The 25,785-nt window shown below is 67.0% G+C and carries 21 protein-coding genes, 1 tRNA gene and 1 pseudogene; 5 read left to right on the forward strand and 18 right to left on the reverse strand.

From position 1 onward, the window contains the following. Window positions 1-216: 216 nt before the first annotated feature. Window positions 217-1,179, reverse strand: coding sequence for a DUF4167 domain-containing protein (locus H2037_RS15750; protein WP_292123877.1), 963 nt, complete (start codon window positions 1,177-1,179; stop codon window positions 217-219). Window positions 1,180-1,530: 351 nt separating this feature from the next. Here H2037_RS15750 and H2037_RS15755 point away from each other — a divergent pair, with 351 nt between their 5' ends. After that, the gene (locus H2037_RS15755; RefSeq protein ID WP_292123879.1) at window positions 1,531-2,763 is read left to right on the forward strand and encodes an NAD-dependent epimerase/dehydratase family protein; all 1,233 of its coding nucleotides are present in this window, start codon (window positions 1,531-1,533) and stop codon (window positions 2,761-2,763) included. Between the two features lie 8 nt (window positions 2,764-2,771). Further along, window positions 2,772-3,671 carry an SDR family oxidoreductase gene (locus H2037_RS15760; RefSeq protein ID WP_292123881.1) on the forward strand — a complete coding sequence of 300 codons (900 nt, stop codon included), beginning with the start codon at window positions 2,772-2,774 and terminating at the stop codon, window positions 3,669-3,671. A gap of 58 nt (window positions 3,672-3,729) precedes the next feature. On the opposite strand, the gene H2037_RS15765 is transcribed toward H2037_RS15760, so the two are convergent. After that, window positions 3,730-4,338: a DUF1134 domain-containing protein gene (locus tag H2037_RS15765; RefSeq protein WP_292123882.1), complete on the reverse strand. Its 609-nt coding sequence runs from the start codon at window positions 4,336-4,338 to the stop codon at window positions 3,730-3,732. A gap of 204 nt (window positions 4,339-4,542) precedes the next feature. Between H2037_RS15765 and H2037_RS15770 the strand changes: the two genes are divergently transcribed. Continuing rightward, window positions 4,543-4,758, forward strand: coding sequence for a hypothetical protein (locus tag H2037_RS15770; RefSeq protein WP_292123884.1), 216 nt, complete (start codon window positions 4,543-4,545; stop codon window positions 4,756-4,758). A 51-nt stretch (window positions 4,759-4,809) separates the two neighbouring features. On the opposite strand, the gene pheT is transcribed toward H2037_RS15770, so the two are convergent. From pheT to H2037_RS15790, 4 genes are all read right to left on the reverse strand, one after another. Further along, window positions 4,810-7,248, reverse strand: a complete 2,439-nt coding sequence (gene pheT / locus H2037_RS15775; RefSeq protein ID WP_292123886.1) for a phenylalanine--tRNA ligase subunit beta — start codon at window positions 7,246-7,248, stop codon at window positions 4,810-4,812. Next, complete coding sequence (locus H2037_RS15780; protein WP_292123888.1) at window positions 7,245-7,637, reverse strand: hypothetical protein; 393 nt, start codon at window positions 7,635-7,637, stop codon at window positions 7,245-7,247. Before H2037_RS15780 ends, pheT begins: the two co-directional genes overlap by 4 nt. Before the next feature lie 17 nt (window positions 7,638-7,654). Then, entirely contained in the window at window positions 7,655-8,731 is a 1,077-nt protein-coding gene (pheS, locus tag H2037_RS15785; protein WP_292123890.1) for a phenylalanine--tRNA ligase subunit alpha, read from the reverse strand. 62 nt (window positions 8,732-8,793) lie between these two features. Beyond that, a complete protein-coding gene (locus H2037_RS15790; protein WP_292123892.1) occupies window positions 8,794-9,771 on the reverse strand; it encodes a polysaccharide deacetylase family protein in 978 nt (325 codons plus the stop codon). Between the two features lie 156 nt (window positions 9,772-9,927). Between H2037_RS15790 and H2037_RS15795 the strand changes: the two genes are divergently transcribed. After that, window positions 9,928-11,556 carry a response regulator gene (locus tag H2037_RS15795; RefSeq protein ID WP_292123894.1) on the forward strand — a complete coding sequence of 543 codons (1,629 nt, stop codon included), beginning with the start codon at window positions 9,928-9,930 and terminating at the stop codon, window positions 11,554-11,556. A 112-nt stretch (window positions 11,557-11,668) separates the two neighbouring features. Here the strand turns inward: H2037_RS15795 and rplT are convergent, their stop codons facing one another. The 6 genes from rplT to H2037_RS15825 form a co-directional block, all read right to left on the reverse strand. Then, the gene (gene rplT, locus H2037_RS15800; protein ID WP_292123896.1) at window positions 11,669-12,022 is read right to left on the reverse strand and encodes a 50S ribosomal protein L20; all 354 of its coding nucleotides are present in this window, start codon (window positions 12,020-12,022) and stop codon (window positions 11,669-11,671) included. A 54-nt stretch (window positions 12,023-12,076) separates the two neighbouring features. Then, on the reverse strand, window positions 12,077-12,274 hold the full coding sequence (gene rpmI, locus H2037_RS15805; RefSeq protein WP_201099875.1) for a 50S ribosomal protein L35: 198 nt from the start codon (window positions 12,272-12,274) through the stop codon (window positions 12,077-12,079). 162 nt (window positions 12,275-12,436) lie between these two features. Then, on the reverse strand, window positions 12,437-13,786 hold the full coding sequence (locus H2037_RS15810; RefSeq protein WP_292123901.1) for an MFS transporter: 1,350 nt from the start codon (window positions 13,784-13,786) through the stop codon (window positions 12,437-12,439). Between the two features lie 66 nt (window positions 13,787-13,852). Next, window positions 13,853-15,814 carry a S9 family peptidase gene (locus H2037_RS15815; RefSeq protein WP_292123903.1) on the reverse strand — a complete coding sequence of 654 codons (1,962 nt, stop codon included), beginning with the start codon at window positions 15,812-15,814 and terminating at the stop codon, window positions 13,853-13,855. Window positions 15,815-15,984: 170 nt separating this feature from the next. Then, window positions 15,985-16,506, reverse strand: coding sequence for a translation initiation factor IF-3 (gene infC, locus H2037_RS15820; protein WP_035309352.1), 522 nt, complete (start codon window positions 16,504-16,506; stop codon window positions 15,985-15,987). A gap of 125 nt (window positions 16,507-16,631) precedes the next feature. Further along, the gene (locus H2037_RS15825; RefSeq protein ID WP_292123904.1) at window positions 16,632-17,597 is read right to left on the reverse strand and encodes a glycosyltransferase family 9 protein; all 966 of its coding nucleotides are present in this window, start codon (window positions 17,595-17,597) and stop codon (window positions 16,632-16,634) included. Window positions 17,598-17,767: 170 nt separating this feature from the next. Between H2037_RS15825 and H2037_RS15830 the strand changes: the two genes are divergently transcribed. Continuing rightward, on the forward strand, window positions 17,768-18,508 hold the full coding sequence (locus H2037_RS15830) for an alpha/beta hydrolase (protein ID WP_292123906.1): 741 nt from the start codon (window positions 17,768-17,770) through the stop codon (window positions 18,506-18,508). A 282-nt stretch (window positions 18,509-18,790) separates the two neighbouring features. On the opposite strand, the gene H2037_RS15835 is transcribed toward H2037_RS15830, so the two are convergent. The 6 genes and pseudogenes from H2037_RS15835 to H2037_RS15860 all read right to left on the reverse strand — a co-directional run. Then, a tRNA-OTHER gene (locus H2037_RS15835) sits at window positions 18,791-18,900 on the reverse strand. Window positions 18,901-19,076: 176 nt separating this feature from the next. Further along, the gene (aguB, locus tag H2037_RS15840) at window positions 19,077-19,940 is read right to left on the reverse strand and encodes an N-carbamoylputrescine amidase (RefSeq protein WP_292123909.1); all 864 of its coding nucleotides are present in this window, start codon (window positions 19,938-19,940) and stop codon (window positions 19,077-19,079) included. Continuing rightward, window positions 19,937-20,956 carry an agmatine deiminase family protein gene (locus H2037_RS15845; protein ID WP_292123911.1) on the reverse strand — a complete coding sequence of 340 codons (1,020 nt, stop codon included), beginning with the start codon at window positions 20,954-20,956 and terminating at the stop codon, window positions 19,937-19,939. The genes aguB and H2037_RS15845 overlap by 4 nt, the downstream gene beginning before the upstream one ends. Before the next feature lie 200 nt (window positions 20,957-21,156). Then, complete coding sequence (locus tag H2037_RS15850; protein ID WP_292123913.1) at window positions 21,157-23,517, reverse strand: TonB-dependent receptor; 2,361 nt, start codon at window positions 23,515-23,517, stop codon at window positions 21,157-21,159. Window positions 23,518-23,696: 179 nt separating this feature from the next. Further along, window positions 23,697-24,977, reverse strand: a complete 1,281-nt coding sequence (locus tag H2037_RS15855; RefSeq protein ID WP_292123915.1) for a capsular biosynthesis protein — start codon at window positions 24,975-24,977, stop codon at window positions 23,697-23,699. Between the two features lie 373 nt (window positions 24,978-25,350). Then, window positions 25,351-25,689 (reverse strand): annotated as a pseudogene (locus H2037_RS15860) (OmpA family protein); the annotation flags it as partial. Window positions 25,690-25,785: the final 96 nt, after the last annotated feature.

The raw sequence follows: 25,785 nt of genomic DNA on the forward strand, positions 1-25,785 counted from the left end.
GGGCGGGGGCGGCGGGGTGGACGCGCAGGCCGCGACGCCGACTAGAGCGGCCAGGGCGAGGCCCCGCGTCAGGCTGTGGGCTGACGGACGAAACTGGGCGAACTGACGCATCATCGCTTCCCTTTGGGGCCGAGCCTTACGGCGAAGTCGTCCCTTTAGGACCCGTATGGGCGGCCGCCGTCAAGGCCGCACGCCCGACAGAGTATGCCTCGACGATCAGCCTTCGCTGTCGGCGGCGGCCTCGGCCTTGCGACGCGGCGCGCGACGGCGGGGAGCAGGCGCGGCCTCCTCGGTCGTCTCGTTCGCCGGCGCGGGAGCCGACGACCGGGTCAGGAAGCCCGGCAGGGCGGTTGGCGCATCGTCATCGGCCTCGACGGCGACGGCCGGGCGGCGGCTGCGACGGGCCGGGCGTTCTTCCGCGGCCGGAGCCTCGGCCGCGGGCGTCTCGACCACAGGTTCGGCGGCGGCCGCCACGGGATCGGACTCGACGCCCTCTTCCGAGCCGGCGTTCTCCTGATTGTCGAAGCGACGGTTGCGCTCCTCGCGGCGACGCTCCCAGCGTTCGCGACGGCTCTCGCGACGACCGCCCTCGCCCTCGGCCCGGGCCTCGCCGTCTTCACGGGGTTCGCGGGCCTGCTGGCTGTCGCGGTTCTGATCGCGATCACGGTCGCGGTTCTGATTCGGGTCCCGATCGCGGTCGCGGTTGAAGTCGCGGTCGCGGTTTTGGTTCTGGTCGCGATTCTGATCGCGATTCTGGCCCTGTTCGGCGCGCTCGGCGGCGTCCTGGGCCTGGCGGTCGGCGGCCTGCTGGGCGGCGACGAAGGCTGCGGCCTGGGCGCCGGATTCATCCTCGAAATCGATGTCGAAGCCCTGGTTCGACAGTTCGCGTGCGGCGATGTCGGAGAAGGACCGCTGCGGCTGGAGCGCGCGCAGGACGCGGTAATAGTGTTCGGCGTGCTGCTGATAGTTCTCGGCCAGAACGCGGTCGCCGCCCGAGGCCGCGTCGCGCGCGAGCTGCTGATAGCGCTCGTACACGGTCTGGGCGTTGCCCCGGACCTTGATGTTTTCGGGGCCTTGCGAGTCCCACGAACGATTCGGATTGGCGTTGTTGGCGTTACTGGCGCCCGCCTTGTTCCGATTGCGTCCGCGCTGACGCTTCATGCCCTTGAAATCTCTCATTCGCGCTACCGTGTGCAAGGAGGAGCCCAGGCCATCGGCCGGTTCCGTCCGTTTCGTGGTTCCGTTTCGCTCGGGGCCGATCCCCGATTGTCGATCTGTCGGAATGCCTTGTCGCCCGCATGGTGCGCCGGTCCTTTCGGGACCGACCGTCATGGCCGGCTCAAGACGCGAACAGCCGGGGTGGAACCCGGAAAGCTGCGTTTGAGTGGGAGACGAGTGAGACTTAGCGTGTGCGAGGCCCGTTTCCAAGGGGTTTTCGTCAAACCATCGCATACGCGTCAACGGCGCCGCTTTGCCGATGGGGGCTCAGTGGGCTAGGCAAGACCTTTGAGGCGACGGCGAGGCGATTTCATGCGGGTTCTGGTTCTGGGCGGCGACGGGTTCTGCGGTTGGCCGACGGCCCTGCATCTGTCGGCCAAAGGTTGGGACGTCACGATCGTCGACAACCTGAGCCGCCGCAACATCGACAACGAGCTGGAGGTCCAGTCCCTGACGCCCATTCGCACCATGGGCGAGCGGATCAAGACCTGGAAGGAAATCTCGGGCCGCGACATCGGCTTCGTCAATATGACGGTGGGCAAGGAGTTCGACCGGCTGGTCGCCCTGATCCGCGACCTGGCGCCCGACAGCGTGGTGCATTTCGCCGAACAGCGGGCCGCCCCCTATTCGATGAAATCGGCGCGGCACAAGCTGTACACGGTCGACAACAACATCAACGCCACCAACCATCTGCTGGCCGCCATCGTCGAGAGCGGGCTGGACGTGCACCTGGCCCACCTGGGCACCATGGGGGTCTATGGCTACGGCACGGCCGGCCTGCGCATCCCGGAAGGCTATCTGAAGGTGACGGTCGACACCGACCACGGCCCGGCCGAGCAGGAGATCCTGTTCCCGCCCAATCCGGGCAGCATCTATCACATGACCAAGACCCAGGACGCCCTGCTGTTCCAGTTCTATGCCCGCAACGACGCCCTGCGGATCACCGACCTGCATCAGGGGATCGTCTGGGGCACCCAGACTGCCGAGACCAAGCAGGACGAGCGGCTGATCAACCGGTTCGACTATGACGGCGACTACGGCACGGTGCTGAACCGGTTCCTGATGCAGGCGGCGGTCGGCTATCCGCTGACGGTGCACGGATCGGGCGGCCAGACGCGGGCCTTCATCCATATCCAGGACACGGTGCGCTGCGTCGAACTGGCGCTGAAAAATCCGCCGAAACGGGGCGAGCGGGTCAAGATCCTGAACCAGATGACCGAGAGCCGCCGCGTGCGCGATCTGGCTGCCATGATCGCCGACAAGACCGGCGCCGAGGTCCACAACGTCGCCAATCCGCGCCAGGAAGCCGACGAGAACGATCTGGTCGTCGCCAACGACCAGTTCCGCGACCTGGGGCTGAAGCCGATCACCCTGGCCCAGGGGCTCATGGACGAGGTGACCGAGATCGCCCGCCGCTACGCCGACCGGGCCGACCTGACGCGCGTGCCCTGTGTCTCCGCCTGGAACCAACGCCGGGCCGAGGCGCTGGAAAATCAAGCGCAGCGGTATGAAGCGCCCGCCGCCGCCAAAGTCCTGACCGCCTGAGTATCCCGATGCCCGACGCCGCTCCCGACCGTGACCTGTCCCTGCTCGTGTTCGGGGGCGGCTATCTGGGGCGGGCGGCGGCGCTGGAGGCGCTGAGGCGCGGCGGGCGGGCCGTCGCCACCTCGCGCGATCCCGAACGCCGCAGGGCGTTGGCGGCCGAGGGGATCACGGCCATCGACCCCGCCGACGCGGAGACCCTGAAGACGGCGCTGGAGGCGGCGACGGCGGTGCTGATCACGGCCGCGCCCGACGCCCACGGCTGTCCCGGCCTGCGGGCCCTGGGGCCGGTGGCGGGCGACGCCTGGCCCGACTGGATCGGCTATGTCTCCTCGACCAGCGTCTATGGCGACCGGGCCGGCGGCTGGGTGTTCGAGGACGGGCCGCTGAACGCCGCCAATCTGGAAGGCGCCCGCCGGGTGCGCGCCGAGCGCGACTGGCTGGACGGCGCTCAGGGCATGGGACTGACGGTGCAGATCTTTCGCCTGCCGGGCTTCTATGGGCCGGGTCGCAGCGTGATCGACAGGCTGCGCGACGGAACGGCGAAACTGGTCCGCAAGCCGGGCCAGGTGTTCAACCGCATCCATGTGGACGACGTGGTCGCGGGGCTATTCGCCTCGATGGCCCGGCCGCGTCCCGGCGCCGCCTACAACCTGACCGACGACGCGCCGTCGCCGGCCGATGTGGTGGTGGAATGGGCCGCAGACCGGATGGGCCTGCCCCGCCCGCCCGAGGTCGACTGGACCGACGACAGCGTCAGCGAGTCGATGCGGCGCTTCTATCTGGATTCCAAACGGGTCTCGAACGCCCTGGCGAAGGCCGAACTGAGCTGGCGCCCCGCCTATCCCAGCTGGCGCGAGGGTCTTGAGGCGATGCTGGACGCCCCGCCGCCGTTGCGGCTGGCGAGCTAGACGTCGAGAACGGTCGCGCGCTCAAGCCGCGAGCGACCGCGTCGCGAGCATGGCGCGCCTAGAAGGGCAGCAGGTTCCGCTGGCGGCTGTAGCTCATGGTGCCGACATTGGCGCCCAGACGCAGGCCCACGCCGGTTCGGATCGGGGCCAGGACGATGCCGTCCGCCTGCTGATAGTTCACCCCCAGGCCGGCGACCAGATAGGCGGTGCCCTCGACGCCCGGATAGCGGCGATAGATCATGTCGGGGTGATAGAGGCCATAGACCAGGGTGAAGACCCGGCTGGCGTTGCCGCCCCAGTCCCAGCCCACCGAAGCCCCCTGCCAGAACACCTCCTGCGAGGCGGACAGGTCCTTCATATGCAGGGCGCCGCGTCCGTAACGGGCGCCGACGACCAGGGCGCCGGAGCCTTCCTCGCCCGCGATATAGGCGGTCGGGCGGTCGCCCTGGTCGGCGAAGACACGCTCGATGGCGCCGCCCACGGCCTCGGCCGCTATGCCCAGCTCCTTGGAGCCGGCGGCGACCAGTTCGTCGAAGCTGTAGGACTGGGCCTGGTTGTCCGACCGGATCGGATAGTTGGGATTGGCCGGGGCCGTGGCGCAGGCGCCGACGGACGAGGCCCCGGCGGCGGTGGCCAGGCCGGACAGGATCATTTGGCGACGATGCATGGGGGCGCTCCGAGAACGGCTATGGGACACCCGGCTGTCGCGCCGGGCTTTGTGACAAGGTTCCCCGACCTTTACGGCAGACTTGCGGCCTCAAGGTTAACGAGGGCTTACGGTGGGGGCGAGAGTCGGGCAGGCCGTCAAGGTTGCGGAACATACACGCTTGTGTAGTTATCATCCTTGGAGATCATCTCCATGGAGGTTGCAATGATAAAGAAGTTCACGATCGCGGCCACAGTCGCCGCGTCTGCCGTTCTTGGCGCGCCTGCCGCGAATGCGGGCTCCCCCGGCGCTTGCATGGCCAAGTATGAAGGCGACCTGGTCGCCTGTGGCGCCGACACTGCCTGTCAGATGTGGGCTGACGTGATGTTCAACCAGTGCATTCAGGGACTCAACGACACTATCGATCCGGACATCGGGTGAGTTGATTGTAGGCCCGTCCTCAACGAGGACGGGCCACCGTCAATCAAGGGATCACCCCCGCAGCTTGCCGCCCTGCTTCTCCACCGCCGCCACGATCTTGGCGGTCAGGGCCTCGATCTCGGCCTCGGTCAGGGTCGCCTCGCGCGGCTGGATCACCACCTCCAGGGCGACGGACTTGAAGCCCTCGTCGACGCCCTTGCCGCGATAGACGTCGAACACGCGGACATCGGCGATCAGGGCCTTGTCGGCGCCGGCGGCCGCGCGGACCAGGTCGCCGACCGGTTTGGCGTCCTCGACCACGAAGGCGAAGTCGCGGGTCAGGGGCATCAGGGTCGACAGATCGGCCGAACCCCGCGCCTTGCCCGACTTTCCACGCGGCTCGGGCACGTTGTCGAGCACGATCTCGAAGGCCAGCATCGGACCGTCGGCGTCCAGCGCCTTCAGCACGCGCGGGTGCAGTTCGCCGAACTCGACCATCACATTCTTCGGTCCCAGCTGCAGCCGGGCCGAACGGCCGGGGTGCCACCAGTCGCGGTTCTGGCCTTGCGCCAGCTGCAGCGAGGCGACCGGCGCGCCGATCTCCTCCAGTAGGGCGGTCAGGTCGGCCTTCAGCGCGAACAGGGCGTCTTCGCCGCTTCCGGCCCAGTGACGGGCGGCGTGGGGGGCGACCAGGGCGGCGATGACCGTGCGCTGATCGGTCGGGCCGTCGCCCAGATAGATGGGGCCGATCTCGAACAGGGCGGCGTCGGCGAAGCCGCGCGCGGCGTTGCGCGCCGCCGCCTGGATCAGGTTCGGCAGGGCCGAGGGGCGCATACAGTCCAGATCCGCCGCGATCGGGTTTTCCAGCACCAGTCGGTCATCGCCGCCGCCGAACAGGGCCGCTGTCGACTGTTTGGTGAAGGACCAGGTGACGGCCTCAGCGTAGCCCAGGGCGGCCAGGGCGCGACGCGCCGTGCGGACGCGGGCCTGACGCGGGTTCAGCACCCCGCCGGCGGGGCGGGCGACCTCGGGCAGGGGCGTGTCGGGCAGGCTGTCGAAGCCCTCGATCCGCGCGACTTCCTCGACCAGGTCGGCGGGGCCTTCGACGTCGCGCCGCCACGACGGCGGCGTCACGATCCAGGGCGCGGCCTGATCGGCCGGGGCGGCCGTGACCAGGAAGCCCAACTGGCCCAGTATGGTCCCGATCCGGTCGTCGGCCAGGTCCATGCCGGTCAGACGCTTCACATGGGCCGGGTCGAAGGCGAAGGCGGCGGGGTTGGCGGGCGGCTCGCCGACGAAGACGATATCGGACGGTTCGCCGCCGCACAGGTCCAGGATCAGCCGCGTCGCCAGCTCCAGCCCCGGCGTGACCGAGACCGGATCAACGCCGCGCGCGAACCGGTACTGGGCGTCGGAATGGATGCCGTGGGTCCGGCCGGTCTGGGCGATCACCAGCGGGTCGAACCAGGCGCTTTCCAGGAAGACGTCGGTGGTGGTCTCGTCGCAGCCGGTGCTCTCGCCGCCCATGACGCCGCCCAGGCCGATGGGGCGTTCACCCTTGGCGTCGGCGATGACGCAGTCGGTCGGCGCGACCGTATAGGTCTTGCCGTCCAGAGCGATCAGATGTTCGGCCTCGCCGCCCTCGATATGGGCCGTCTCGGTCGAGACCTGGCCGCCGCGCACCACGATCTCGGTCCCGACCAGCTTGGCCACGTCATAGACGTGCAGCGGGCGGGCGCGGTCATAGGCGATCAGATTGGTCACATCGACCAGCCGATTGATCGACCGCAGGCCGATGGCGGTCAGACGTTTCTGCAGCCAGGCCGGCGACGGCCCATTCCTGACGCCGCGAATGACGCGGCCGGCGAAGACCGGGCACATCTCGGGCGCATCCAGCCGCACCGTGATCGGCGACGGGAAGCCCCCGCGCACCACAGCGATGTCGAAATGCTTCAGCTTGCCGACGCCGGCGGCGGCCAGATCGCGGGCGATGCCGGCGACGCCCAGCCAGTCGGGCCGGTTCGGCGTCACCTCGAAATCGATCACGGGTTCGGCGCCGAACAGGCCGGCGACCGTGGTTCCCACGGGGATTTCGGGGGGCAGTTCCTGGATGCCGTCGCTCTCGTCGGCCAGCTCAAGCTCCGACGCCGAGCACAGCATGCCGTTCGACACCACACCCCGCACCGGCTTCTCGACCAGGGTCACGCCCAGGCCGGGCACATAGGCGCCGATGGGGGCGTAGATGGTGGTCAGGCCCGCGCGCGCGTTCGGGGCGCCGCAGACGATCTCTTTCACGCCATCAACCGTCTCGACCTGACAGACCTGAAGCCGGTCGGCGTTCGGATGCCGCTCGGCCGAAATGATCTTGGCCACGGTGAAGGGCGCCAGTTTGGCGGCGGGATCGACGACCTCCTCGACCTCCAGCCCGGCCATGGTCATGGCCTCGGCGATCCGATGGACGTCAGCCTCGGTCTCGAGGTGGTCTTTCAACCAGGAAAGGGTGAATTTCATGCAGGTGTTCCGGCCAGACCGGCGATCATTTCGTCAAGGAAGCTCTGCGGGCCGGTGAAGCCCACGCCCAGGAAGCGGCAGCGGATGAACTGGCAATCCTTGATCGCAATCGTGCCAGTCACCCGTTCGGGGCCGACCGGCTTGAGCATCAGGCTGCGGGGGTCGCCCTGGGCGTCGCCCATGTTGCAGCCGTCGAAATTGCAGCCCGACAGCGGAAGCAGGACGGCGGGCCCTTCGATCAGGCATTCGATGAAGGTGCGGCCCTCGATATTGGCGACGCCGCCGCGACGGGTTTCCAGAAACAGCTGGGGCAGCCAGATCGAACCGTTGCGGTATTCGGGTCCGGGGCCGATCGCGTCGAACGTGATCGGAGCGAGGGTGTCGGTCATGGGATAGTCCTCTTCGATCAGCTCAGGCCGCTGGCCGGGTTCGGCGCGGCGAAGGCCGAGAAGCCGTAGTGGGCCAGCCAGCGCGTGTCGGCGTCGAACATGGGGCGCAGGTCGGGCACGCCGTATTTCAGCATGGCCAGCCGATCGACCCCCATGCCGAAGGCGAAGCCCTGATACTCGTCCGGGTCGATGCCGCAGTTCCGCAGCACATTGGGATGGACCATGCCGCAGCCCAGGATTTCCAGCCAGTCATCGCCGGTGTTGAACACCAGTTTGCCGCCGGAACGGTCGCAGCGGATGTCCATCTCGGCCGACGGTTCGGTGAAGGGGAAATGGTGGGGCCGGAACCGCGCCTGAACCTCGTCCAGTTCGAAGAAGCGGGCGATGAAGGTCGCAAGCGTGGTCTTCAGATGACCCATGTGGATGTCGCGGTCGATCACCAGGCCTTCGATCTGGTGGAACATCGGCGTGTGGGTGGCGTCCGAATCCTTACGGAAGGTGCGGCCCGGCGCGATGATGCGGATCGGCGGCTTCTGCGACATCATGGTGCGGACCTGCACCGGGCTGGTGTGGGTCCGCAGCACCTTGCGCTCGCCCGTCTCGGGGTCGGGCTTCAGGAAGAAGGTGTCGTGCATCTCCCGCGCCGGATGTTTGGGCGGGAAGTTCAGGGCGGTGAAATTGTGGAAGTCGTCCTCGATGTCCGGGCCTTCCGCCACGGCGAAGCCCATCTCGGCGAACAGGGCGATCATCTCGTCCATCACCTGCATGGTCGGATGGACCCCGCCCTTGCGGCGCGGCCGGGCCGGCAGGGTCAGGTCGATGCGCTCGGCCTGGAGCCGGGCGTCCAGTTCGGCGGCCTCCAGCGCGGCCTTGCGGTCGGCGATGGCGGCGGCGACCCGGTCGCGCAGGCCGTTGATCATCGGCCCCTGTTCGCGGCGTTCGTCGGGACTCATGGCACCCATGCCTTTGAGCAGGCCGGAGACGGAGCCGGACTTGCCCAGGGCGGCGACGCGCACCTCTTCCAGGGCGGCGACGCTCTCGGCGCCGCCGATGGCTTTGATCAGGTCGAGTTCGAGTGTGGCGAGATCGGTCATTTGGCCCGTGCCTTAGCGGGCCGAAGCGGTTTCGTCACCCTTCAACGGGCGTTTGCGACGGCTTAGGGCGCGGCGGCTATGGCGGGCAGCTCCGCCGCAGGCGCCTTGTTGGCCGCAACGATCCAGGCGGGCGGCTCGGGCTCCCAGCGAATGGGCTCGCCGTCCGTGGTCTTCCAGCGGTGCAGCCACGAGATTCCGTTGGCGCGCACATAGTTGTCCGCATGGGCGTAGATCGGGTCCGACAGCGCCTCCTCCAACGACACGAACCTGTAGCCGCGCGCCAGATAGAGGGCGTGAATCCGTGGGTAGAAGGCCTGGTTCAGACTGTTGGCGTGCAGCAGCAGAACCTGGGCCGGTTCGCGTCCTTCGGTCAGTTCGGCGCTGTAGGGCTCGAAGAAGTCCAGCACGGTCGTCATATGGGCCACATAGGCCTCGCCCACCCGCCGCTTCAGCGCCTCGTCGCCCAGTTGCTCGGCCTTGCGATAGACGTCGCCGAACATCCAGTCGTTGTTGTCCAGCGTGACCGGCGCGACCGTATAGCCGCGCTGGGCCAGGCCTGCGGCGATGGCGTCGTGCTTTTCCTGGGTCTCGCCGGTGAACAGATAGGGATGGCGGAACCAGCGCAGGGCGCCGCCATGCGCGGCCAGCACGGCGCGGGTCGTCGGCGCGCCCGCGTCGACGTCGGCCAGATAGGCCTCGGCCGTCGAGCGGTGAATGTTGATATGACTGAAGCTGTGGTTGCCCAGATCCAGCCCGGCGGCGAGCCAGAGCTCCAGCGCCGCCGGCAGGGTCGAGGCGCGGGTCGGCTCGCAGACCTTGCCCTCGTTGACGAAGGCCGTTCCTTGGGTGTCGAGCGGCTTCAACATGGCGGTGAAATCGGCCGTCAGCCGCATCAGCTCACCGGGTTCGCACAGGGCCGTTTCAGACGTCTGATAGGGCAGGTCGTCGAAGGTGACGGCGACGCGCCTGTCCTGAGCCGCGGCGGGAAGGACCGAGGCCGCCAGGATCGCAAGACCGCAAACAAGGACGCGTATCGCCATGCCTCAACTTAGCGGAGACGAAGCCGCAAGCAAGTCGTCACCATATTATCCGTGTACACCTTATTAGTCCGAGACCTGCCGCGAAAGGTTCATGATCGGCAAAGCTGATGTTAAGTAACAATCTCTATGCCCGCTCGTGGATATGAGGGGGGCCGAATGCCGCTTATCGGTGATTTCGTTGACTTGATCGCGCCGGTGGCTCCGTCCACCCCCTGCGCCGAGGTGTTCGAACGATTCCAGACCGAACCCAACACCCTGGCTCTGGCCGTGGTGAACGAAGACGGTCGACCGGTGGGTGTCATCGAACGCAACGCCTTCACCCTGCGAATGGCCGCCGAGTTCGGCCGCGCCCTGTACGCCAAGAAGCCGGCCGAAAGCCTGATGGACCGCAACGCCCCGATCGCCGAGGCGGGGACCAGCGCCGAGACCTTCTTCCACGCCTATGGCGCGGCGGAACTCGGCGCCCTGCTGAGCGGCTTCATCGTCGTAACCGAAGGGCGTTATGTCGGCGTCGGCACCGCCCTGCAGGTCGTCCAAGCGGGCGCCGCCCTGCACCGCCAGCGCGCCGAGGAGATGGGGGCCCTGGCCCGCGACCTGGCCTTCGCCGAGGCCGAGGCCGTCGCCTCCAGCCGCGCCAAGTCCGAATTCCTGGCGGTGATGAGCCACGAGATCCGCACCCCGCTGAACGGCGTGCTCGGCGTCGCCGCCCTGATGGACAAGAAGCTGGAGCAGGAAGAACTGCGCCCCTATGTCCGCACCGTCATCGATTCCGGCGAGAGCCTGCTGCGGCTGCTGACCGACGCCCTGGACATGTCGCGGGCCTCGGCCGGGATGCTGACGCTGGAGGAGGAGCCTCTGGACCTGTCCGCCGTCGCCTTCGATATCGACGCCCTGTGGCGCGCCCGCGCCGAGGAGAAGGCCCTGAAGCTGGAGGTCCGCACCGACTTCGACGCCGGCCCCTGGGTCATGGCGGACGGAATGCGGGTCAAACAGCTGCTGAACAATCTGATCGGCAATGCGCTGAAGTTCACCGAGACCGGCGGGGTGATCGCGACGATCATGAGCCGCGCGACAGCAGACGGGCTGACCGTCGAACTGACGGTGGACGACAGCGGCCCCGGCGTGCCCGAGGCGGCGGCCGCAACCATCTTCGACCCTTTCAACACCGGCAAAGCCGGACGCGAGGGCGCCGGCGCCGGCCTGGGTCTGGCCATCTGCCGCCAGATCGCCGAACGCATGCACGGAACCATCGCCCTGGGCGTGTCCCCGCAAGGCGGCGCCCGTTTCCACGTCACCCTGCCTCTGGCCGCCTGCGCCGCCGAGGACCTGGCGACCGGTCCCGCCATGGCCGAACCGACGCCGCACGAGACCCTGCATGTGCTGGTCGTCGACGACAACGCCACCAATCGCTTCGTCGCCGGCAAGCTGCTGGAAATGTTCGACTGCACCGCCGAGACCGCCGAAAACGGCCAGGAGGCGCTGGAGGCTGTCCAGGCCCGCCGCTTCGACCTGGTGTTGATGGACATCAAGATGCCGGTGATGGACGGCGTCGCCGCCACCCGGGCCATCCGCGCCCTGCCCGGCCCTCTCTCTCGCCTGCCGATCCTGGCCCTGACCGCCAACGCCGACGAGCGCGACGAACTGGACTATATCGCCGCCGGCATGAACGGGGTGGCCCAGAAGCCGATCCAGCCCGACGCCCTGCTGAACGCCATCCGCCTGGTTCTGGCCGGCGCCGAGACCGCGAACGCCGCCCATGCCGAGGTCGAGGCCGAGGCGGCCTGAACAAGCAATATCCCGCGCACGACGAAGAACGCCCGCCCCGGAGACCGGAGCGGGCGTTGATCTTTTCGCCATGACCTGGGCCGTCAGGCCCCGATCACTTAGGCTGGATCATTTACGCCAGAGCGGCGCGAACCTTGTCGGCGACGGCCTTGAAGCCGATCGAGTCGGCGGCGATCGCGGCCAGGACCTTGCGGTCCAGTTCGATGCCGGCCTTGTCCAGGCCGTGGATGAACTGGCTGTAGGTGAAGCCTTCGATGCGCGCGGCGGCGTTGATGCGCTGGATCCACAGGGCGCGGAAGTTGCGCTTCTTGGCGCGACGGTCGCGATAGGCGTATTGCCCGGCGCGGTCGACGGCGGCCTTGGCCGTGCGGATCGTATTCTTGCGGCGGCCGGAGAAGCCCTTGGCCTGCTCCAGAACCTTCTTGTGCTTGGCGTGCGAGGTTACGCCACGTTTAACGCGAGCCATGTCGCTATTCCTTCAAATTCTTTGGGTTGAGATCCGTCGTACAGCGCGCGCCGATCAGGCGTACGGCATGTAGGACTTGATCTTCTTGGCGTCGGCGTCGGACATGACGGCCGTGCCGCGGTTCTGGCGGATGTATTTCGAGTTGTGGCTGATCAAGCGGTGACGCTTGCCCGCAACCCCGGCCTTCACCTTGCCAGAAGCGGTGAATTTGAAGCGCTTCTTGGCGCCCGACTTCGTCTTCAGTTTCGGCATTTCAGTCTCCTTTTTGGAGGGCTACCGTCCTTCGGACTGCTTGAGCCCGTCGGGTGGTGTCTCTCCAGAGTTTAAGAACCGCCCAGGCATGCCTGTTCGCCCGGCGGTTCGGTACGCGAAGGCGCGGCTTCTACGTGAAGACCGGCGCCGATGCAAGCGGCGTCACGACGGGGACTTCGCGGCCTGTTCGGCGACTGGGCCGGCGACTGGGACGACGGCGGGGGCGACGGCGGGGGCGACGGCGATCTGACCTCTGCGGATCACCCGTCCGGCGTTGATGGCCAGGATCGCCGCGGGAATGGTCAGCAGGGCGCCGATCAGGAAGGGCCAGTCGTGGCCCAGGCCCGAGAACAGCGCCCCGGCGACCATCGGCCCGAAAATGCGCGCCACCGAACTGGAGGCCATGTTCAGGCCCAGCATGGCGCCCTGCCGGTCGGGCGGCGAGGCCCGGCTGATCATGGCCGAGATATTGGGCATGGCCAGGGACATGCCGCAGGCGCCCAGGGCCATGACGATCGGTATGACCCACCCCTGAACCACAGGCAGGCTCAGGCCGCCCAGCTCCATCCGGGTCGCGGGGAACCACTCGACTGGCGCCAGAACCTGCAACACCAGCGAGGCGCCGAACAGCAGCATCCCGGTCGCCAGCACCCGCGCCTCGCCGAACCGTCGCGCCAGCCGCCCGGCCAGGAACCCCTGGTTCAGGGTCGAGATCACGCCCACGATCATGAAGCTTAACCCCACCTCGCGCGCGCCCCAGGCGTAGCGGCTCTCGGCCCATAGGCCGAAGACGCTCTCCATGGCCGAAAAGCCGGCCATATAGATCAGGGTCACGACCAGAACCCGCGACACCACCGGATTGGCCCGGGCGTCGTGCAGCCCGGCCAGGAAGGGCGGGCGGGCCGCCGTCGGATCGGCCTTGGCCCGGCTCTCGCGCAGGAAGACGATCACCCCGACCGCCGCCAGGGCCGCCAGGGCCGCCGCCAGGAAGATCGGCAGCTGATAGCCGAGCCGCCCCAGCTGCGGCTGGGTCAGCAGTCCGCCCAGGCCCGGTCCGACGATGAAGCCCAGGCCGAAGGCGGCGCCGATCAGCCCCATCCGCCCCGCCCTCTGCTCCGGCGGAGTGACGTCGGCGACATAGCCCTGGACCGTCGAGATGTTCCCCGCACCCAGGCCGGTGAACAGCCGCACGGCGATGGCCAGCCAGATATTGGGCACGAAGGCCAGCATCAGATAGCCGACGGCGTTGGCCGCCAGGGTGGCCAGCAGAACAGGCTTCCTGCCGATCCGGTCCGACAGCCGGCCCCAGAAGGGCTCGGCGAAGAACTGGCCCAGCGAATAGGCCGAGAACATCAGGGTGATCTGCCAGGCCTCGGCCTTCAGGCTCTGGGCGAAGAAGGGCAGCAGCGGCACCACCAGGCCGAACCCGACCAGATTGATGAAGACCACCGAGAACAGCACGGCCAGGGCGGGCGCGCGAACCTTTGGGGGCGATGTGTCGGAAGGGGTCATGCCCAAGGCTTAGCGCGGCGCTTGCGGCGCGAAAAGCGTCGTTACGCCCCCCCCCCCGCGCTTCGATCAGTTCACCGGATTGTTCGCCTCGAGGAACCGCACCGTCTCGCGCAGCATCTGCATTCGGGTCTCGCTGCGCGACAGCCAGTGATCCTCGCCCGGCAGTTCGATCAGTTCGACCGATTTGCCGGCCCGGCGCATGGCGTCGGCCATGACCCGGCTCTGTTCGATCGGCACCACGGTGTCGTCCTTGCCGTGAATCAGCAGCAGGGGCGCCTCGGCCGCATTCGCCTGCAAGGTCGGCGACAGGACGTCCAGCGCCCGGTCGTTCAGCCGGGCCGCGCCCATGAACCGGTTCCAGTAGCGGACCGTCTGGCTGTCGTTACGACCCTCCTGACGCGCCTCCCAGTTGACCATGCGGCGAAGGTCCGACACCCCGGCGACGGCCACGCCGCAGCGATAGACGCCGGCGTCGAGCGTCAGCCCGGCCATGGCCGCATAGCCGCCGTAACTGGCGCCGACGATACAGACCCGGGCGGGGTCGATGATCCCTTCCGCCGCCAGCCAGCGCACGCCGTCGGACAGGTCCGTCTGCATCTTGCGCCCCCATTCGCCGTAGCCGGCTTCGAGGAAGTCGCGGCCATAGCCGGTCGAGCCCCGGAAATTGGGTTGCAGCACCGCATAGCCGCGCGCCGCCAGGGCCTGGGCCCACCAGTCGAAACCGGCCACGTCCTGAGCCTCCGGTCCGCCGTGCGGAAGGACCACCAGGGGCAGGCCCGAGGGCTCGTCCACGCCGGGCGGCAGGGTCAGATAGGCGGGAATGTCCAGACCGTCGGCCGCCGCATAATGGATGGGCCGCTGGCCGCCGACCTGGTCGGCGGCGATGGTCGGATAGGCCTCGGCCAGGACATCGGCCGCGCCTCGGGTGAAATCGACCAGCTGGTACAGGCCGGATTCGCCGATGTCGGTGAAGACGACCATCAGATTCTGCTGATCGTTCCAGGACACCAGTCGCGGCCGCTTGTCTCCAAAGCCCCGCTCGATGGCGCTCCACCGGCGCGCCGCCGCCGGTTCGATGAATTCGTAGTGGAACCCGTCCTCCTCCGTGCGTTCTCCGCCGATCAGCAGCTTGGTGCGCGGATGGTGGATCAGGCGGTCGGGATGGTGCTCGAAGGGCAACCGAGTCCATTCGCCGGTGTCGACATCGACCTCGAACAGCACGTCCGCGGTCTCGGCGTCGGCGTCCCCGTGGACCAGGTCCGGCCGGTAGGCGCCGATGGCCACGGTTCTCGGCGTGCGCCCCATGCCGAAGAAGACGGGCGTGTCGACCAGGGCGGTGACCGCCCAGGACTCGCGGAAGCCGCCGCCGTTCGGCAGGCGCAGCGACCAGCGGCCGCCGCGTTCGACATAGCGGCTCATGGCGATCACGACGCCGTCCTGGTTCAGGACATAGCCGTCGGTCTCGCGGTTCATCGACTCCACCGACCGGCCCCGGCCGGTATTCAGATTGATCCGGTGCAGGTCGCTCTGGCCGGTGGCGACGTTGAAGCCCCGCGCGAACAGGGTCTCGCCTTCGTCTGTCCGCCGGATCAGAGCCGGCCCGTAGAGCACGGCCAGAACATCCGGCGTTCGGTCCAGCACCTGGACGAGCTTCTTCTTCTCAAGATCCACAATCTGCCCGAAGAACAGCTCGGATCGCGGCACGCCGAGCATAGGAATGCTGCGCGTCTGCGACGTCACCACCAGCACATGGCCTTCGCCGATCCAGCGCAGGTCGCGCACCTTGACCTCTCCCACGGCGGCGGCGAAGACGTTCTCCCCCGTCGTCATCCGGGTGACGATGATGGCGCGGGTCTCGCCCACCACGGTGATCCGGGCGACCCGATCGCCGCTGGGCGACAGCTCCATGAATTCGATGGCCGGCGCGGCGCCATAAGCCTCCAGCGGCGGCGGGGCCTTGACCGCTGCAGCCTCGGCCTGGGCCGTCGCGGCCGCGCCTACCACACACGCAAACGCGACGATCGCCACGGCGAACGCCTTCATCCCCAACCTGACCACGCTACAGTTCTCCCCCGAGCACAGCCTCCTTTTCAGACGCCCCGCGTGCAAGTTGCAAGGGGTCAGCGTCATGCGGGACAAAAAGAAAGCCCCGACTGTGTCCAGTCGGGGCTTTCCAGATCAGCGATGGGGCGCGTCGATCAGCGCGGGGCCAGGATCATGATCATCTGGCGGCCTTCCATCTTGGGCGCGAACTCGACCTTGGCGATTTCGTCGAAATCGGCCTGGACCTTGTTCAGCAGCTTCATGCCCAGCTCGGGGTGCGCCATTTCACGACCGCGGAAGCGCAGGGTGACCTTCACCTTGTCCCCCTCGTCGAAGAAGCGGTGCATGGCCTTGGCCTTCACCTCATAGTCGTGGGTGTCGATGTTCGGCCGGAGCTTGATTTCCTTCAGCTCGACGACCTTCTGGCGCTTGCGCTGTTCGGCCTTCTTCTTCTGTTCCTGGAAACGGTGCTTGCCGTAATCGAGGATCTTGGCCACCGGCGGTTCGGAGGTGGAGACGATCTCGACCAGGTCCATCCCGGCTTCCTCGGCGGCTTCGAGCGCGGAAGAGGTAGGCATGACGCCCTGTTTTTCGCCGTTCTGATCAATGAGCAGAACGCGAGGGGCGCGGATATCCTGGTTCATACGCGGCCCGTCTTTCACGGGTGGCGCTTGCATGGGACGGCGAATGGGCGTCGTTTCCTTATGTGGTCAAAGAAGGCTTGTGTCTTGATGAGCGAATGCACGCGGCATTCGCCACGTTCCCCTCAAGGCCGGCAATATGCCTTCGCAAGCCCGGTTTTTCAAGGCTCGGCGGCTGAAGTCGCGGCGATATAGGCGTCGTGGAGCGCCAGAACCGCCTCGAACACATGATCCACGCTCAGATCCTCGATCGGAGCGAACTGGCCGCGGGTCTCGTTCGAGGCCGCCGTACGCGTCTTCGCCCCCCAGGGACCGTACAGCCACCATTCGGTCGGACCGAACAGGCCCAGGGTCGGCCGCCCCAGGGCCGCCGACACATGCATCAGGCCGGAATCGTTGCCGACGAACAGGTCGGCCCGGTCGATGGCGGCGGCCGAGGCCAGGATGTCGCCCTTGCCGACGAAGTCGACGCCTCGAGGTCCGGCGGCCTCCAGCGCCGGCGTCGCCGGCGGCCGGTCGCCCGGCCCGCCCACCGGCATGAAGCGCCAGCCGTCGAAGCGGGGCTCAGCCTTCAGCTTCTCGACCAGGGCGCCCCAACGGTCGGCGGGCCAGCTCTTGCCCGGCTGGTGGGCGATGGGGGCCAGGGCGATGATACGGCCGGGACCGGCCCCGCCTTCCAGCTGCGGATCGATGACGGCGGCCGCCTCGGCCCGCGCCTGATCGTCCAGGAAGATCTCGGGATCCAGCGGCGTCGGCGAGCCCATCAGGCGCGACACCATCTCGACCTTGCGCAGGCCGGTCTCCCAAGAGCGATTATAGACGATGCGCCGCTTGGCCGGGATCAGGTAGCTGAGCGCCGAACCCCGGATGTCGATGACCAGATCCCAGCGCGTCCCGACCGCCTGTTTCCACAGATCGACCCAGTGGCCGGCCATCTTCTTCTTGTCGAGCACGATGGTGCGCACGACGCCGGGCGCACTGCGGAAGAAGGGGGCGGGCGGACGACCGCAGGCGACGGTGATCTCCGCCCCCGGAACCTGGCGCGCGATCTCGCGGATCACGCCGGAAGAGATGACGCAATCGCCGATGCGGTTGGAGGTGACGAACAGGACCTGGGGCGCAGACAACTCTTCCTCCGTCATCCTCGGGCTTGACCCGAGGATCGGCGTCGCCGCGCGAAAACTGCGCGACGCAGGGCACGGCCGGGGCCGTCTTCTACGGTCCGTGTGCGTCACGCCCGATCCTCGGGTCAAGCCCGAGGATGACGAAGGGAGAAAGTCGCGGCACAAGGACGCCCATGACCGACATCCAGCACCTGTCCCGCCCCGACGGCGAAACCCTGGCCTACCGCCGCGTCGACGGCGATGGCCCGACCGTGGTCTGGATCGGCGGCTTCCGCTCCGACATGGAGGGGACCAAGGCCCTGGCCCTGGACACGGCCGCGCGCGACCGCGGCTGGAACTTCGTCCGCTACGACCATTTCGCCCATGGCCAGTCGTCCGGCGACTGGCGACGGGCCACGATCGGCCGTTGGCGCGAGGACGCCATCGCTCTGATCGACAGTCTGTCTGGACCGGTCATCCCGGTCGGGTCGTCGATGGGCGGCTGGGTCGCGCTGCTGGCGGTCCTGGCGCGGCCTGAGCGGATCAAGGGGCTGGTGCTGGTCAATCCGGCCCAGGACTTCACCGAACGCCTGATGTGGCCCGGTTTGGCCGACCACGAACGCCAGGCCATACTGCGCGAAGGCGAGACCCTGGTCGTCGAGGAAGGCCTGGGCGAATATGTTCTGACCCGCCGCATGTTCGAAGAGGCGCGCGACTGGCTGGTGCTGGACGGCGTCATCGAAATCGCCGCCCCGATCCACATTCTGCAGGGCCGTGCCGACGACGTCGTCCCCTGGCGCCATCAGATCGAACTGGTCGAGCGTCTCACCGGCGGCGACGTCCGTCTGGACCTGATCGACGGCGGCGACCATCGGCTGTCCACGCCGGCCGACCTCGACCGGCTGGTGGCGGCGGTAGAGGGGATGCGCATTTAGCTTAACCGCACCAAATTTCGTACACGCCCCACCCAACAGTACGACCGCTTGCAACGAACCGGCGCAATGCGCTCACGCACCCTAACGTCATCCAAAGCAGCGTTTTCAACTCCGATGCGGCGAACCGTCAACGCGCGCCTTGTCCAAGTACAACGAATAAATTGACGATAATCCCAACGTACAATGTCACGTTACGCGACATACGAGTTGACGACTCCGTCAAGCCAACATAAAAGGATGCATCGTTAACGGCGTTAATGACCGTCTCTCTTGAAAGAGATTTGGCGTCGAGGGCAGGATTCGAACCTGCGACCATCATCTTAAAGCCTCCCCGGTGCGCCAACACTGGATCATCGGCTTTATGAGGTGGGATTCCATTCACCCTCCTCGACGTTGGGCACCATGCCCTGAACCAGCCCGTTGGGTCAACCGTTATCCTTGTCTGTTTACTGAAAATCAAACCTAACTAGGCCATATGGTGGCTGCTATGGCCGAAGCCTACTAAGGCTACACTACGCTACGGCAGCGACGGACCTAGCGGGAGGGTGCTAGCGTCTTATGGGGATATTTATCTCCCGCCCGTCAGCTCCCCATACAGATCCGTCCGCCGGTCGCGGAAGAAGCCCCAGGCGGCGCGATACTTGTCCAGTTCGTCCAGGTCGAAGCTGTGCACCAGCACGCCCTCCTCTTCGGCGCCCAGGCTCTCGACCAGATCGCCCTGCTGGTCGGCGATGAAGGAATGGCCGTAGAAGGTCTGGCCGACCGCCGTCACCGTCTCGTGGCCGATCCGGTTGGCGCCCACGACGGGCACGGCGTTGGACACGGCGTGGCCCTGCATGGCGCGCCGCCACGGCTGGGCCGTGTGTAGGGTCGCGTCATGCGGCTCGGTGCCGATGGCGGTCGGATACATCAGGACGTCGGCGCCCATCAGCATCATCGCCCGGGCGGCTTCCGGGAACCACTGGTCCCAGCAGATGCCGACCCCGACCTTGCCGAACCGGGTGTTCCAGACCTTGAAGCCGGTATCGCCGGGCCGGAAATAGTATTTCTCCTGATAGCCGGGGCCGTCGGGGATATGGCTCTTGCGATAGACGCCCAGGGCCTCGCCGTCCGCGTCCAGCATGACCAGCGAGTTGTAATACTGCGGCCCGTCCTTCTCGAAGATCGAGACGGGAATGGCCACGCCCAGTTCCCTGGCCACCGGCGCCAGGGCCGTGACGCACGGATGCTCGCGCCATTCATAGGCCTGGCTGAACCAGTGCTCCTCCTGAGACACGCAGAAATACGGCCCCTGGAACAGTTCCGACGGCAGGATCACCTGCGCCCCTTTCGACGCCGCCTCGCGCACGAAGCCGATCGTCTTGTCGATATTGGCCTGCATATCCTCGCCATACGAGGTCTGGATGCCGGCGACGGAGATGCTGCGGGTCATGCGGGCTCCTGCTGGGAGATACAGTGGAAGGATCCGCCGCCCGTCAGGATGGCGATGGACGGCAGGGGGATGATCTCGCGATCGGGGAAGGCCTCCTTCAACGCCTGGCAGGCCATTTCGGCTGCGCGCTCGTCGCCATAGGTCGGCACGACGACGGCGCCGTTGGCGATCAGGAAGTTCATATGGCTGGCCGGGATCGGGCGTTCGTCCTCATCCAGAACTAGGCCCGGCGACGGGATCCTCAGCACACGGATTGGGCGACCCGCCGCATCGGTCATGCCCAACAGGTCGCGGGCCGTGGCGTCATAGACCTCGGCGTTCGGATCATTCTTGCCCCAGGCGACAGGGCAGGCGACGACGCCCGGCGCGACGAAACGCGCCAGATTGTCGACATGGCCGTCAGTGTGGTCGTTCAGCAGGCCGTCGCCCAGCCACAGCACGGCCTTTGCGCCAATCGCCGCTTCCAGGGCGGCGGTCGCGACCGCCTCGTCCTGGTTCCAGGCGGGGTTGCGGTTCGGGTTCAGCAGGCACTGGCGGGTGGTCAGCACCGTCCCTTCCCCGTCATGATCCAGCGAGCCGCCCTCCATGACGAAGTCGTTCCAGCTCAGGGCCACGCCGGCGTGTTCGCCGATCTGGCCCGCGACCAGTTCGTCGCCCGGCATGTCGTACTTGCCGCCCCAGCCGTTGAACCTGAAGGCCGCCGCCGTCTTGGAGCCCGCGCCGAAGATCGGCCCGGTGTCGCGCAGCCAGATGTCGCCGAACCGGCCCGGCACGACCTCGACATTCTCGACCCCGGCGAACCGCGCCTGGACATCGGCCAGGATCTCGGCCTTTCCGACCATCAGCTTCACCTGTTCGCGGCCCGGACCGGCCAGGGCGCGCACCAGACCCTCGACATCGTCCTGCGCCTGTTCCAGCGCCTCGAACCAGTATTCCGCATGGCTGGGCCAGCCCACCCACATGGCGCGGTGCGGAGCCCACTCGGCAGGGATGGCGGCGGAGATGGGAGCGGTCATGGGCGAAACGGGTCCTGTCTGAGGGTCCGACGACGGGGCGGCGAACCGCGAGCCGCGCCATATGGCCCCAACCGCCCCCGACTTCAACGGCGGCTCAACGTCCCGGTTCTGCGTCCCGGTTCTGCGTCCCGGTTTCTGGCTCAAAGAAAAAGGGCGGCCCGTTTCCGGGCCGCCCTTCGTCGTTTCAGTCTTGGTTCTGCTTAGAAGGAGGCGCGCAGGGTCACCATGGCGGTCCGAGGGGCGCCCAGCTGGTAGCTGGCCGTACCCGTGGTCGAGGTCGAGATGTCGCCCAGATACTCGGTGTCGAACAGGTTGATCACGTTGAACTGGAGGTAGGAAGCGCCGTTGCCGAGGCTGGCGAGGTTGTACCGGACATCCAGATCGAAGGTGGTGTAGTGCGGCGCCACTTCGGTGTTGATGTCGTTGGAGAAACGATCGCCGACATACTTGCCTTGCAGGCCCAGATCGAAGGCGCCGACCGTATAGGCGACACGCAGGCCATACTGCCAGTCCGGGGTCTCGACCAGTTGGTTGCCGGCCGTCGGGATAAAGACCGGCACGCCGCCCGAGGTGCCGTTCGGCAGGTCGCTCTTAACCTCGCTGTCGGTGTAGGTCACCGACCCGGTGACGCTCAGCTTCTCGAACGGCGACCAGCCGACTTGACCGTCGAAGCCCTGCAGCGTCACATCGCCGACGTTGCGGGTCAGGAACAGGTTCTCGGCTTCGTCGAAGGTGCGGACGATCCGGTTGGAGTAGTCCGTCTTCCACAGAGCGATCGAGCCGATCAGGCCCGGCGCCTGGTAACGGTAGCCGATGTCGTACGAGTTGGTGCGCTCGGGCTCGGGGTTCACGTCGACAACGTCATAGAGGTCGTCGGTGCGCGGAGCCGAGAAGCCCTCGGCGTAGCTGACGTAGACCGAGTTGTGGTCGGCGAAGCGCCACGTCGCGCCGGCGTTCGGCAGAACAGCGTCATAGCTCTTCTCGAACGAACGGGGCTTGCCATAACGGTTGGCGGCGCTGCTGTTCATCGACGAAGCCGGGAAGGTCACCAGATCGGTGCCGGGCACCGGCGTGCCCACCTGGGTGGTGCAGTAGGCGTTGAAGGTGTCGCGCTGGTAGCAGTAGTTGTTCAGTTCACGGTCGAAGTACGGGGCGCGAACGCCCAGGTCCAGGCTGATGGTGTCGTTCAGGAAGTTGCCGCGATATTCGGCGGCGATCTGGTTCAGCTTGGCGTAGGACAGACGGTCACGGCGACGCAGGATCGTGCCGTCGGGCAGGTTCACCGGCGTACCGTTACGACCGGCGAAGACGTCTTGCGGCTTGCCGTCGGCGTTGATGTAGCCGAACTGGCCCGTCTGACGGTGACGACCGTTGTCGTAGGTGTAGGCGACACGCAGACGGTTGTCTTCGTTCAGGTCCCAGATCAGCGAGGTGGTCAGGGCGTAGCGGTGGGTGTTGGTGATGTTCGGACGGAACAGGGTCACGCGGGTCGCCCCGTTGATGACGCCGTCACCGTTCAGATCCACACCTGCGGCGGTCGAGTTGCCGCGCAGTTGTGCGTCGGTCTCGCTCATGGTCTGGGTGCCGCCGCCGTGCGCGAGGACGTACTGGAAGGACGGGTCGACCGTCAGGATCAGGTTGTCGCGCAGCGTGAAGCGCGAGGAACCACGCAGGTTGCCGGTGTTCGACGGGTTGATGCCGGTCAGCGTGGCGGGCAGCGAGTTGCCCGAGTCATAGGCGTTGCCGGCGTTGAACTGGGCCAGCGTCTTACGCGCGATGAAGCTGTTGCGGTTCTCGTTGTAGTTGGCCGTCAGCGACATGAAGTCGCCGTTGTCGCCCAGAGCCTGGTAGAGGCGGCCGTTGTACTGCGTCTTGTCGACGCCGCCGGCGCCGATGAAGTGGTCATACTGGGTCTTCGAAGCCGAGAACCAGGCCGTCGTGCCCCAGGGGCCGAAGGCGCCGGTGTCGACCAGGCCGAAGAAACGACGGTAGCCGGTCTCGCCGATCGAGGGCTGCAGGATGACGCCGAACTCTTCGGCCGGGCGACGCGTCGTGTAGTTCACGGTGCCGCCGGTCGCCGAGGCCGTGGGGCTGTCGACGTCGGTCGTGCCCAGGTTCACGGTCGCGCGGCTGATCAGTTCCGGATCGAGCTGCTGGTTGGAATAGATGGCGTAGTTGCCGGTGTCGTTCAGCGGCACGCCGTCTTGCGTCAGGGACACGCGAGCGGCGTCAAAGCCGCGGATGGTCAGGTCGCCGCCGGACGAACCGAAGGCGTCGTTGTTGGTGAAGTTCACGCCCGGCAGCAGGTTGATCGAGTTCAGGATCGTCTGACCCGGAGCTTGGGTCGAGATATACTGGTCAGTCACGGAGGCGCGCGACTTGGAGACCGTTTCGGCGACGATGGCGCCGTCGATGGTGCGCGGACCGCGCTGACCGGTGACGACGATCTCGTTCAGTTCAGCGGCTTCCGTACCCGTCGATTGGGCCGAGGCGGCGCCGGCGCCGGCCAGCGTGCCGACGATGGCGGTTGTCGCCCAGAAGAGGCGCTTGCGGTTGATCATTGCATCTATCCCCAGATAGGGCCGGACGTGGCCCGAAGGCGCCAGGCGGAGTCGCCTGCCGAAATCTGGCCCCATCTACGTCGGCTGTTGAAATGCAGGGCGACAGTTATGCGACAGTGAAATGACAAGGCCACGTTGTGGCCTTGCCGCAACAATCGCCTCGTCAGACGTCCGGTTTGTTAGAAAACCCGCTCGAACATGTCAGCCACGCCGCCAACTGTTCGCTTGATCGCCCTGGGTTCGTGGAAATTTCCGTTCACCTGGCTCTGTGCGATGACATGGGCGCGGAACCGGGTGAACAGCACCGGGTCGGGACCCTGGGGGGCCGACCAGAAGGCGTCGAGGGATTGCTGGTCGGTCAATCCGTCGAAATCGAAGAAGGCGTCGCCCAGCACCTTGACCGGAGTCTGGAACCCGAGCGCCGACAGGGCCGCGCTGGAATTGTTCACCACCATGCCCCGCGACGCGCGGCACAGTTGGGCGAGATTGCCGCCGTCGATGAAATCCACCCGTCCCTGAAGCCCGCGCTCGATCGCCAGCCGCCGCGTCACGGCCGCCAGATCGACCACGCCGGGATCGAGCGGATGGTTCTTGACCACCAGCCGCGCCTCGCGAGGCGCATGGGCCGCGAAACTGGTCAGGAGTTCGGCGAGGAAGGCGGTGTTGTCGGGGTAGCGGGAATAGCGAAGCAACTGGGCGTCGCCTTCGCGCTGTAGACAGGCGATGAAGAATTCGCCCCGGGGGGCGATGGCGTCCACCTGGTTGTTCGCCACCGACCGGAACGCCAGCCCAAGATAACGTCGGACATGGCCCATACACTGGGCGAGCGGGGACACCGTATAGTGGTTGGAGTAGCGGGGGAACAACAGGCGACCCAGTCCCTGGGCCAGGTGATAGGCGCTGATGTTGATCACATGATAGGGCAGTATCCGCCCGACGGGCACGGGCTCGGCGAGCGTCGGCGCGGGCGCGGCGTAGCCTTGGCGGAAGCGAGGCAGGCCGCTCGAGGCGTTGACCCCGTTCCGTTCGACCGTGATCCAGTCCGGCCGGAAATAGCCGTTCTCAAGCACCCAGATGTTGGCCGACAAGGCCTCCCGGGCGTCCAGGACGGCGCGATTATAGGGGCCGCCCTCTCCGAACAGGATCAGATCGGTGACCCCTTCGGTCATCTCCGCCAGACGGGACGTCCAGGCGTCGGCGCCGCCCTTGAAGGTCACGCGGCCCGCTCGGCGCCAGTCGAGGGCGTCGCCGGCGTTGAAGATCATTCGCCGGACCACGCCGCCCCGCGACTCGAGCACGCCCGCCAGAGCGGCGCCGAAAGGGCCGAAGGGGGCCGAAACGATCAGGAACCGACGGCCCTTCAGCCGCCCTTGAGGCGGTTCCGCAACCGTCGGACGGATGGCAGAACCGAACTCGTCCGTCAGGAAGGGCTTCGGGAGAAGCCTCGTCCTCGTCAGCATGCTTGGGGACGCCTCGGCGCGAAGCCTGTAGCGCCGCGGCCTACGCGCCGATATCGGCCGCTGAGCGGGACGGGTGTCCACCATCTAGACATCTCTCGATTGCAGGTCATCGCCATGCGAGGAGGCGCCAAGCGAATCGACGCAACCAAACTTCATGGCGAGAGAGACGATCATCCTGCTCTATGTGACTGGTCGCAAGGCCCCGTTCAACCAAATTAGCGGCGGAACTGTGAGGTTTTTCCAGCAACTCCGAAACATTTGATAAAACTCGAAACCACCGCCTCCACAGGGAAGGCGGCGGCTCCGATATTCATCGTCATACAATCACGACCTGTGTCTCCGGCTCGACGTATCGAGCCGGAGACTTTCAGGCTTAGAAGTTGATGTCGATGGTGGCGCGACGGTTGAGGGGTTCGCGCACACCGTCGGCGGTGGGCTTGGCCAGGGCGGTTTCACCCTTGCCGTCGAGGGCGATGACGCCGCCGTTGACGCCTTGGGCGACCAGGGCGTCCGCGACGGTGCGCGAACGACGGTTCGACAGGCCCAGGTTATAGGCGGCCGAGCCCGAGGTGTCGGTGTAGCCGACGATCAGGACGCGGGTGGCGGCGCCGGTCTTGGCGTAGTTGGCGGCCTGCATGACGACCGAGCGGGCTTCAGCCGTCAGATCCGAGCGATCCCAGTCGAAGTAGACCACGAACTGACGCGCGGCCGGCTTCTGAGCGACCGGAGCCGGCCGCGCGTCAGTTCGTGGTCTACTTCGACTGGGATCGCTCGGATCTGACGGCTGAAGCCCGCTCGGTCGTCATGC

The organism is Brevundimonas sp. (assembly GCF_013912065.1).
Lineage (GTDB): Bacteria > Pseudomonadota > Alphaproteobacteria > Caulobacterales > Caulobacteraceae > Brevundimonas.

Excerpts from the sequence above, each read along its gene's own strand:
- H2037_RS15770 (WP_292123884.1), top strand. The coding sequence starts at position 4,543 with ATGATAAAGAAGTTCACGATCGCGGCCACAGTCGCCGCGTCTGCCGTT.
- aguB (WP_292123909.1), bottom strand. The coding sequence starts at position 19,940 with ATGACCCGCAGCATCTCCGTCGCCGGCATCCAGACCTCGTATGGCGAG.
- H2037_RS15755 (WP_292123879.1), top strand. The coding sequence starts at position 1,531 with ATGCGGGTTCTGGTTCTGGGCGGCGACGGGTTCTGCGGTTGGCCGACG.
- H2037_RS15790 (WP_292123892.1), bottom strand. The coding sequence starts at position 9,771 with ATGGCGATACGCGTCCTTGTTTGCGGTCTTGCGATCCTGGCGGCCTCG.
- H2037_RS15780 (WP_292123888.1), bottom strand. The coding sequence starts at position 7,637 with ATGACCGACACCCTCGCTCCGATCACGTTCGACGCGATCGGCCCCGGA.
- rpmI (WP_201099875.1), bottom strand. The coding sequence starts at position 12,274 with ATGCCGAAACTGAAGACGAAGTCGGGCGCCAAGAAGCGCTTCAAATTC.
- H2037_RS15795 (WP_292123894.1), top strand. The coding sequence starts at position 9,928 with ATGCCGCTTATCGGTGATTTCGTTGACTTGATCGCGCCGGTGGCTCCG.
- pheT (WP_292123886.1), bottom strand. The coding sequence starts at position 7,248 with ATGAAATTCACCCTTTCCTGGTTGAAAGACCACCTCGAGACCGAGGCT.
- H2037_RS15760 (WP_292123881.1), top strand. The coding sequence starts at position 2,772 with ATGCCCGACGCCGCTCCCGACCGTGACCTGTCCCTGCTCGTGTTCGGG.
- H2037_RS15845 (WP_292123911.1), bottom strand. The coding sequence starts at position 20,956 with ATGACCGCTCCCATCTCCGCCGCCATCCCTGCCGAGTGGGCTCCGCAC.
- H2037_RS15855 (WP_292123915.1), bottom strand. The coding sequence starts at position 24,977 with ATGCTGACGAGGACGAGGCTTCTCCCGAAGCCCTTCCTGACGGACGAG.
- H2037_RS15810 (WP_292123901.1), bottom strand. The coding sequence starts at position 13,786 with ATGACCCCTTCCGACACATCGCCCCCAAAGGTTCGCGCGCCCGCCCTG.
- infC (WP_035309352.1), bottom strand. The coding sequence starts at position 16,506 with ATGCAAGCGCCACCCGTGAAAGACGGGCCGCGTATGAACCAGGATATC.
- H2037_RS15750 (WP_292123877.1), bottom strand. The coding sequence starts at position 1,179 with ATGAGAGATTTCAAGGGCATGAAGCGTCAGCGCGGACGCAATCGGAAC.
- rplT (WP_292123896.1), bottom strand. The coding sequence starts at position 12,022 with ATGGCTCGCGTTAAACGTGGCGTAACCTCGCACGCCAAGCACAAGAAG.
- H2037_RS15830 (WP_292123906.1), top strand. The coding sequence starts at position 17,768 with ATGACCGACATCCAGCACCTGTCCCGCCCCGACGGCGAAACCCTGGCC.
- pheS (WP_292123890.1), bottom strand. The coding sequence starts at position 8,731 with ATGACCGATCTCGCCACACTCGAACTCGACCTGATCAAAGCCATCGGC.
- H2037_RS15850 (WP_292123913.1), bottom strand. The coding sequence starts at position 23,517 with ATGATCAACCGCAAGCGCCTCTTCTGGGCGACAACCGCCATCGTCGGC.
- H2037_RS15765 (WP_292123882.1), bottom strand. The coding sequence starts at position 4,338 with ATGCATCGTCGCCAAATGATCCTGTCCGGCCTGGCCACCGCCGCCGGG.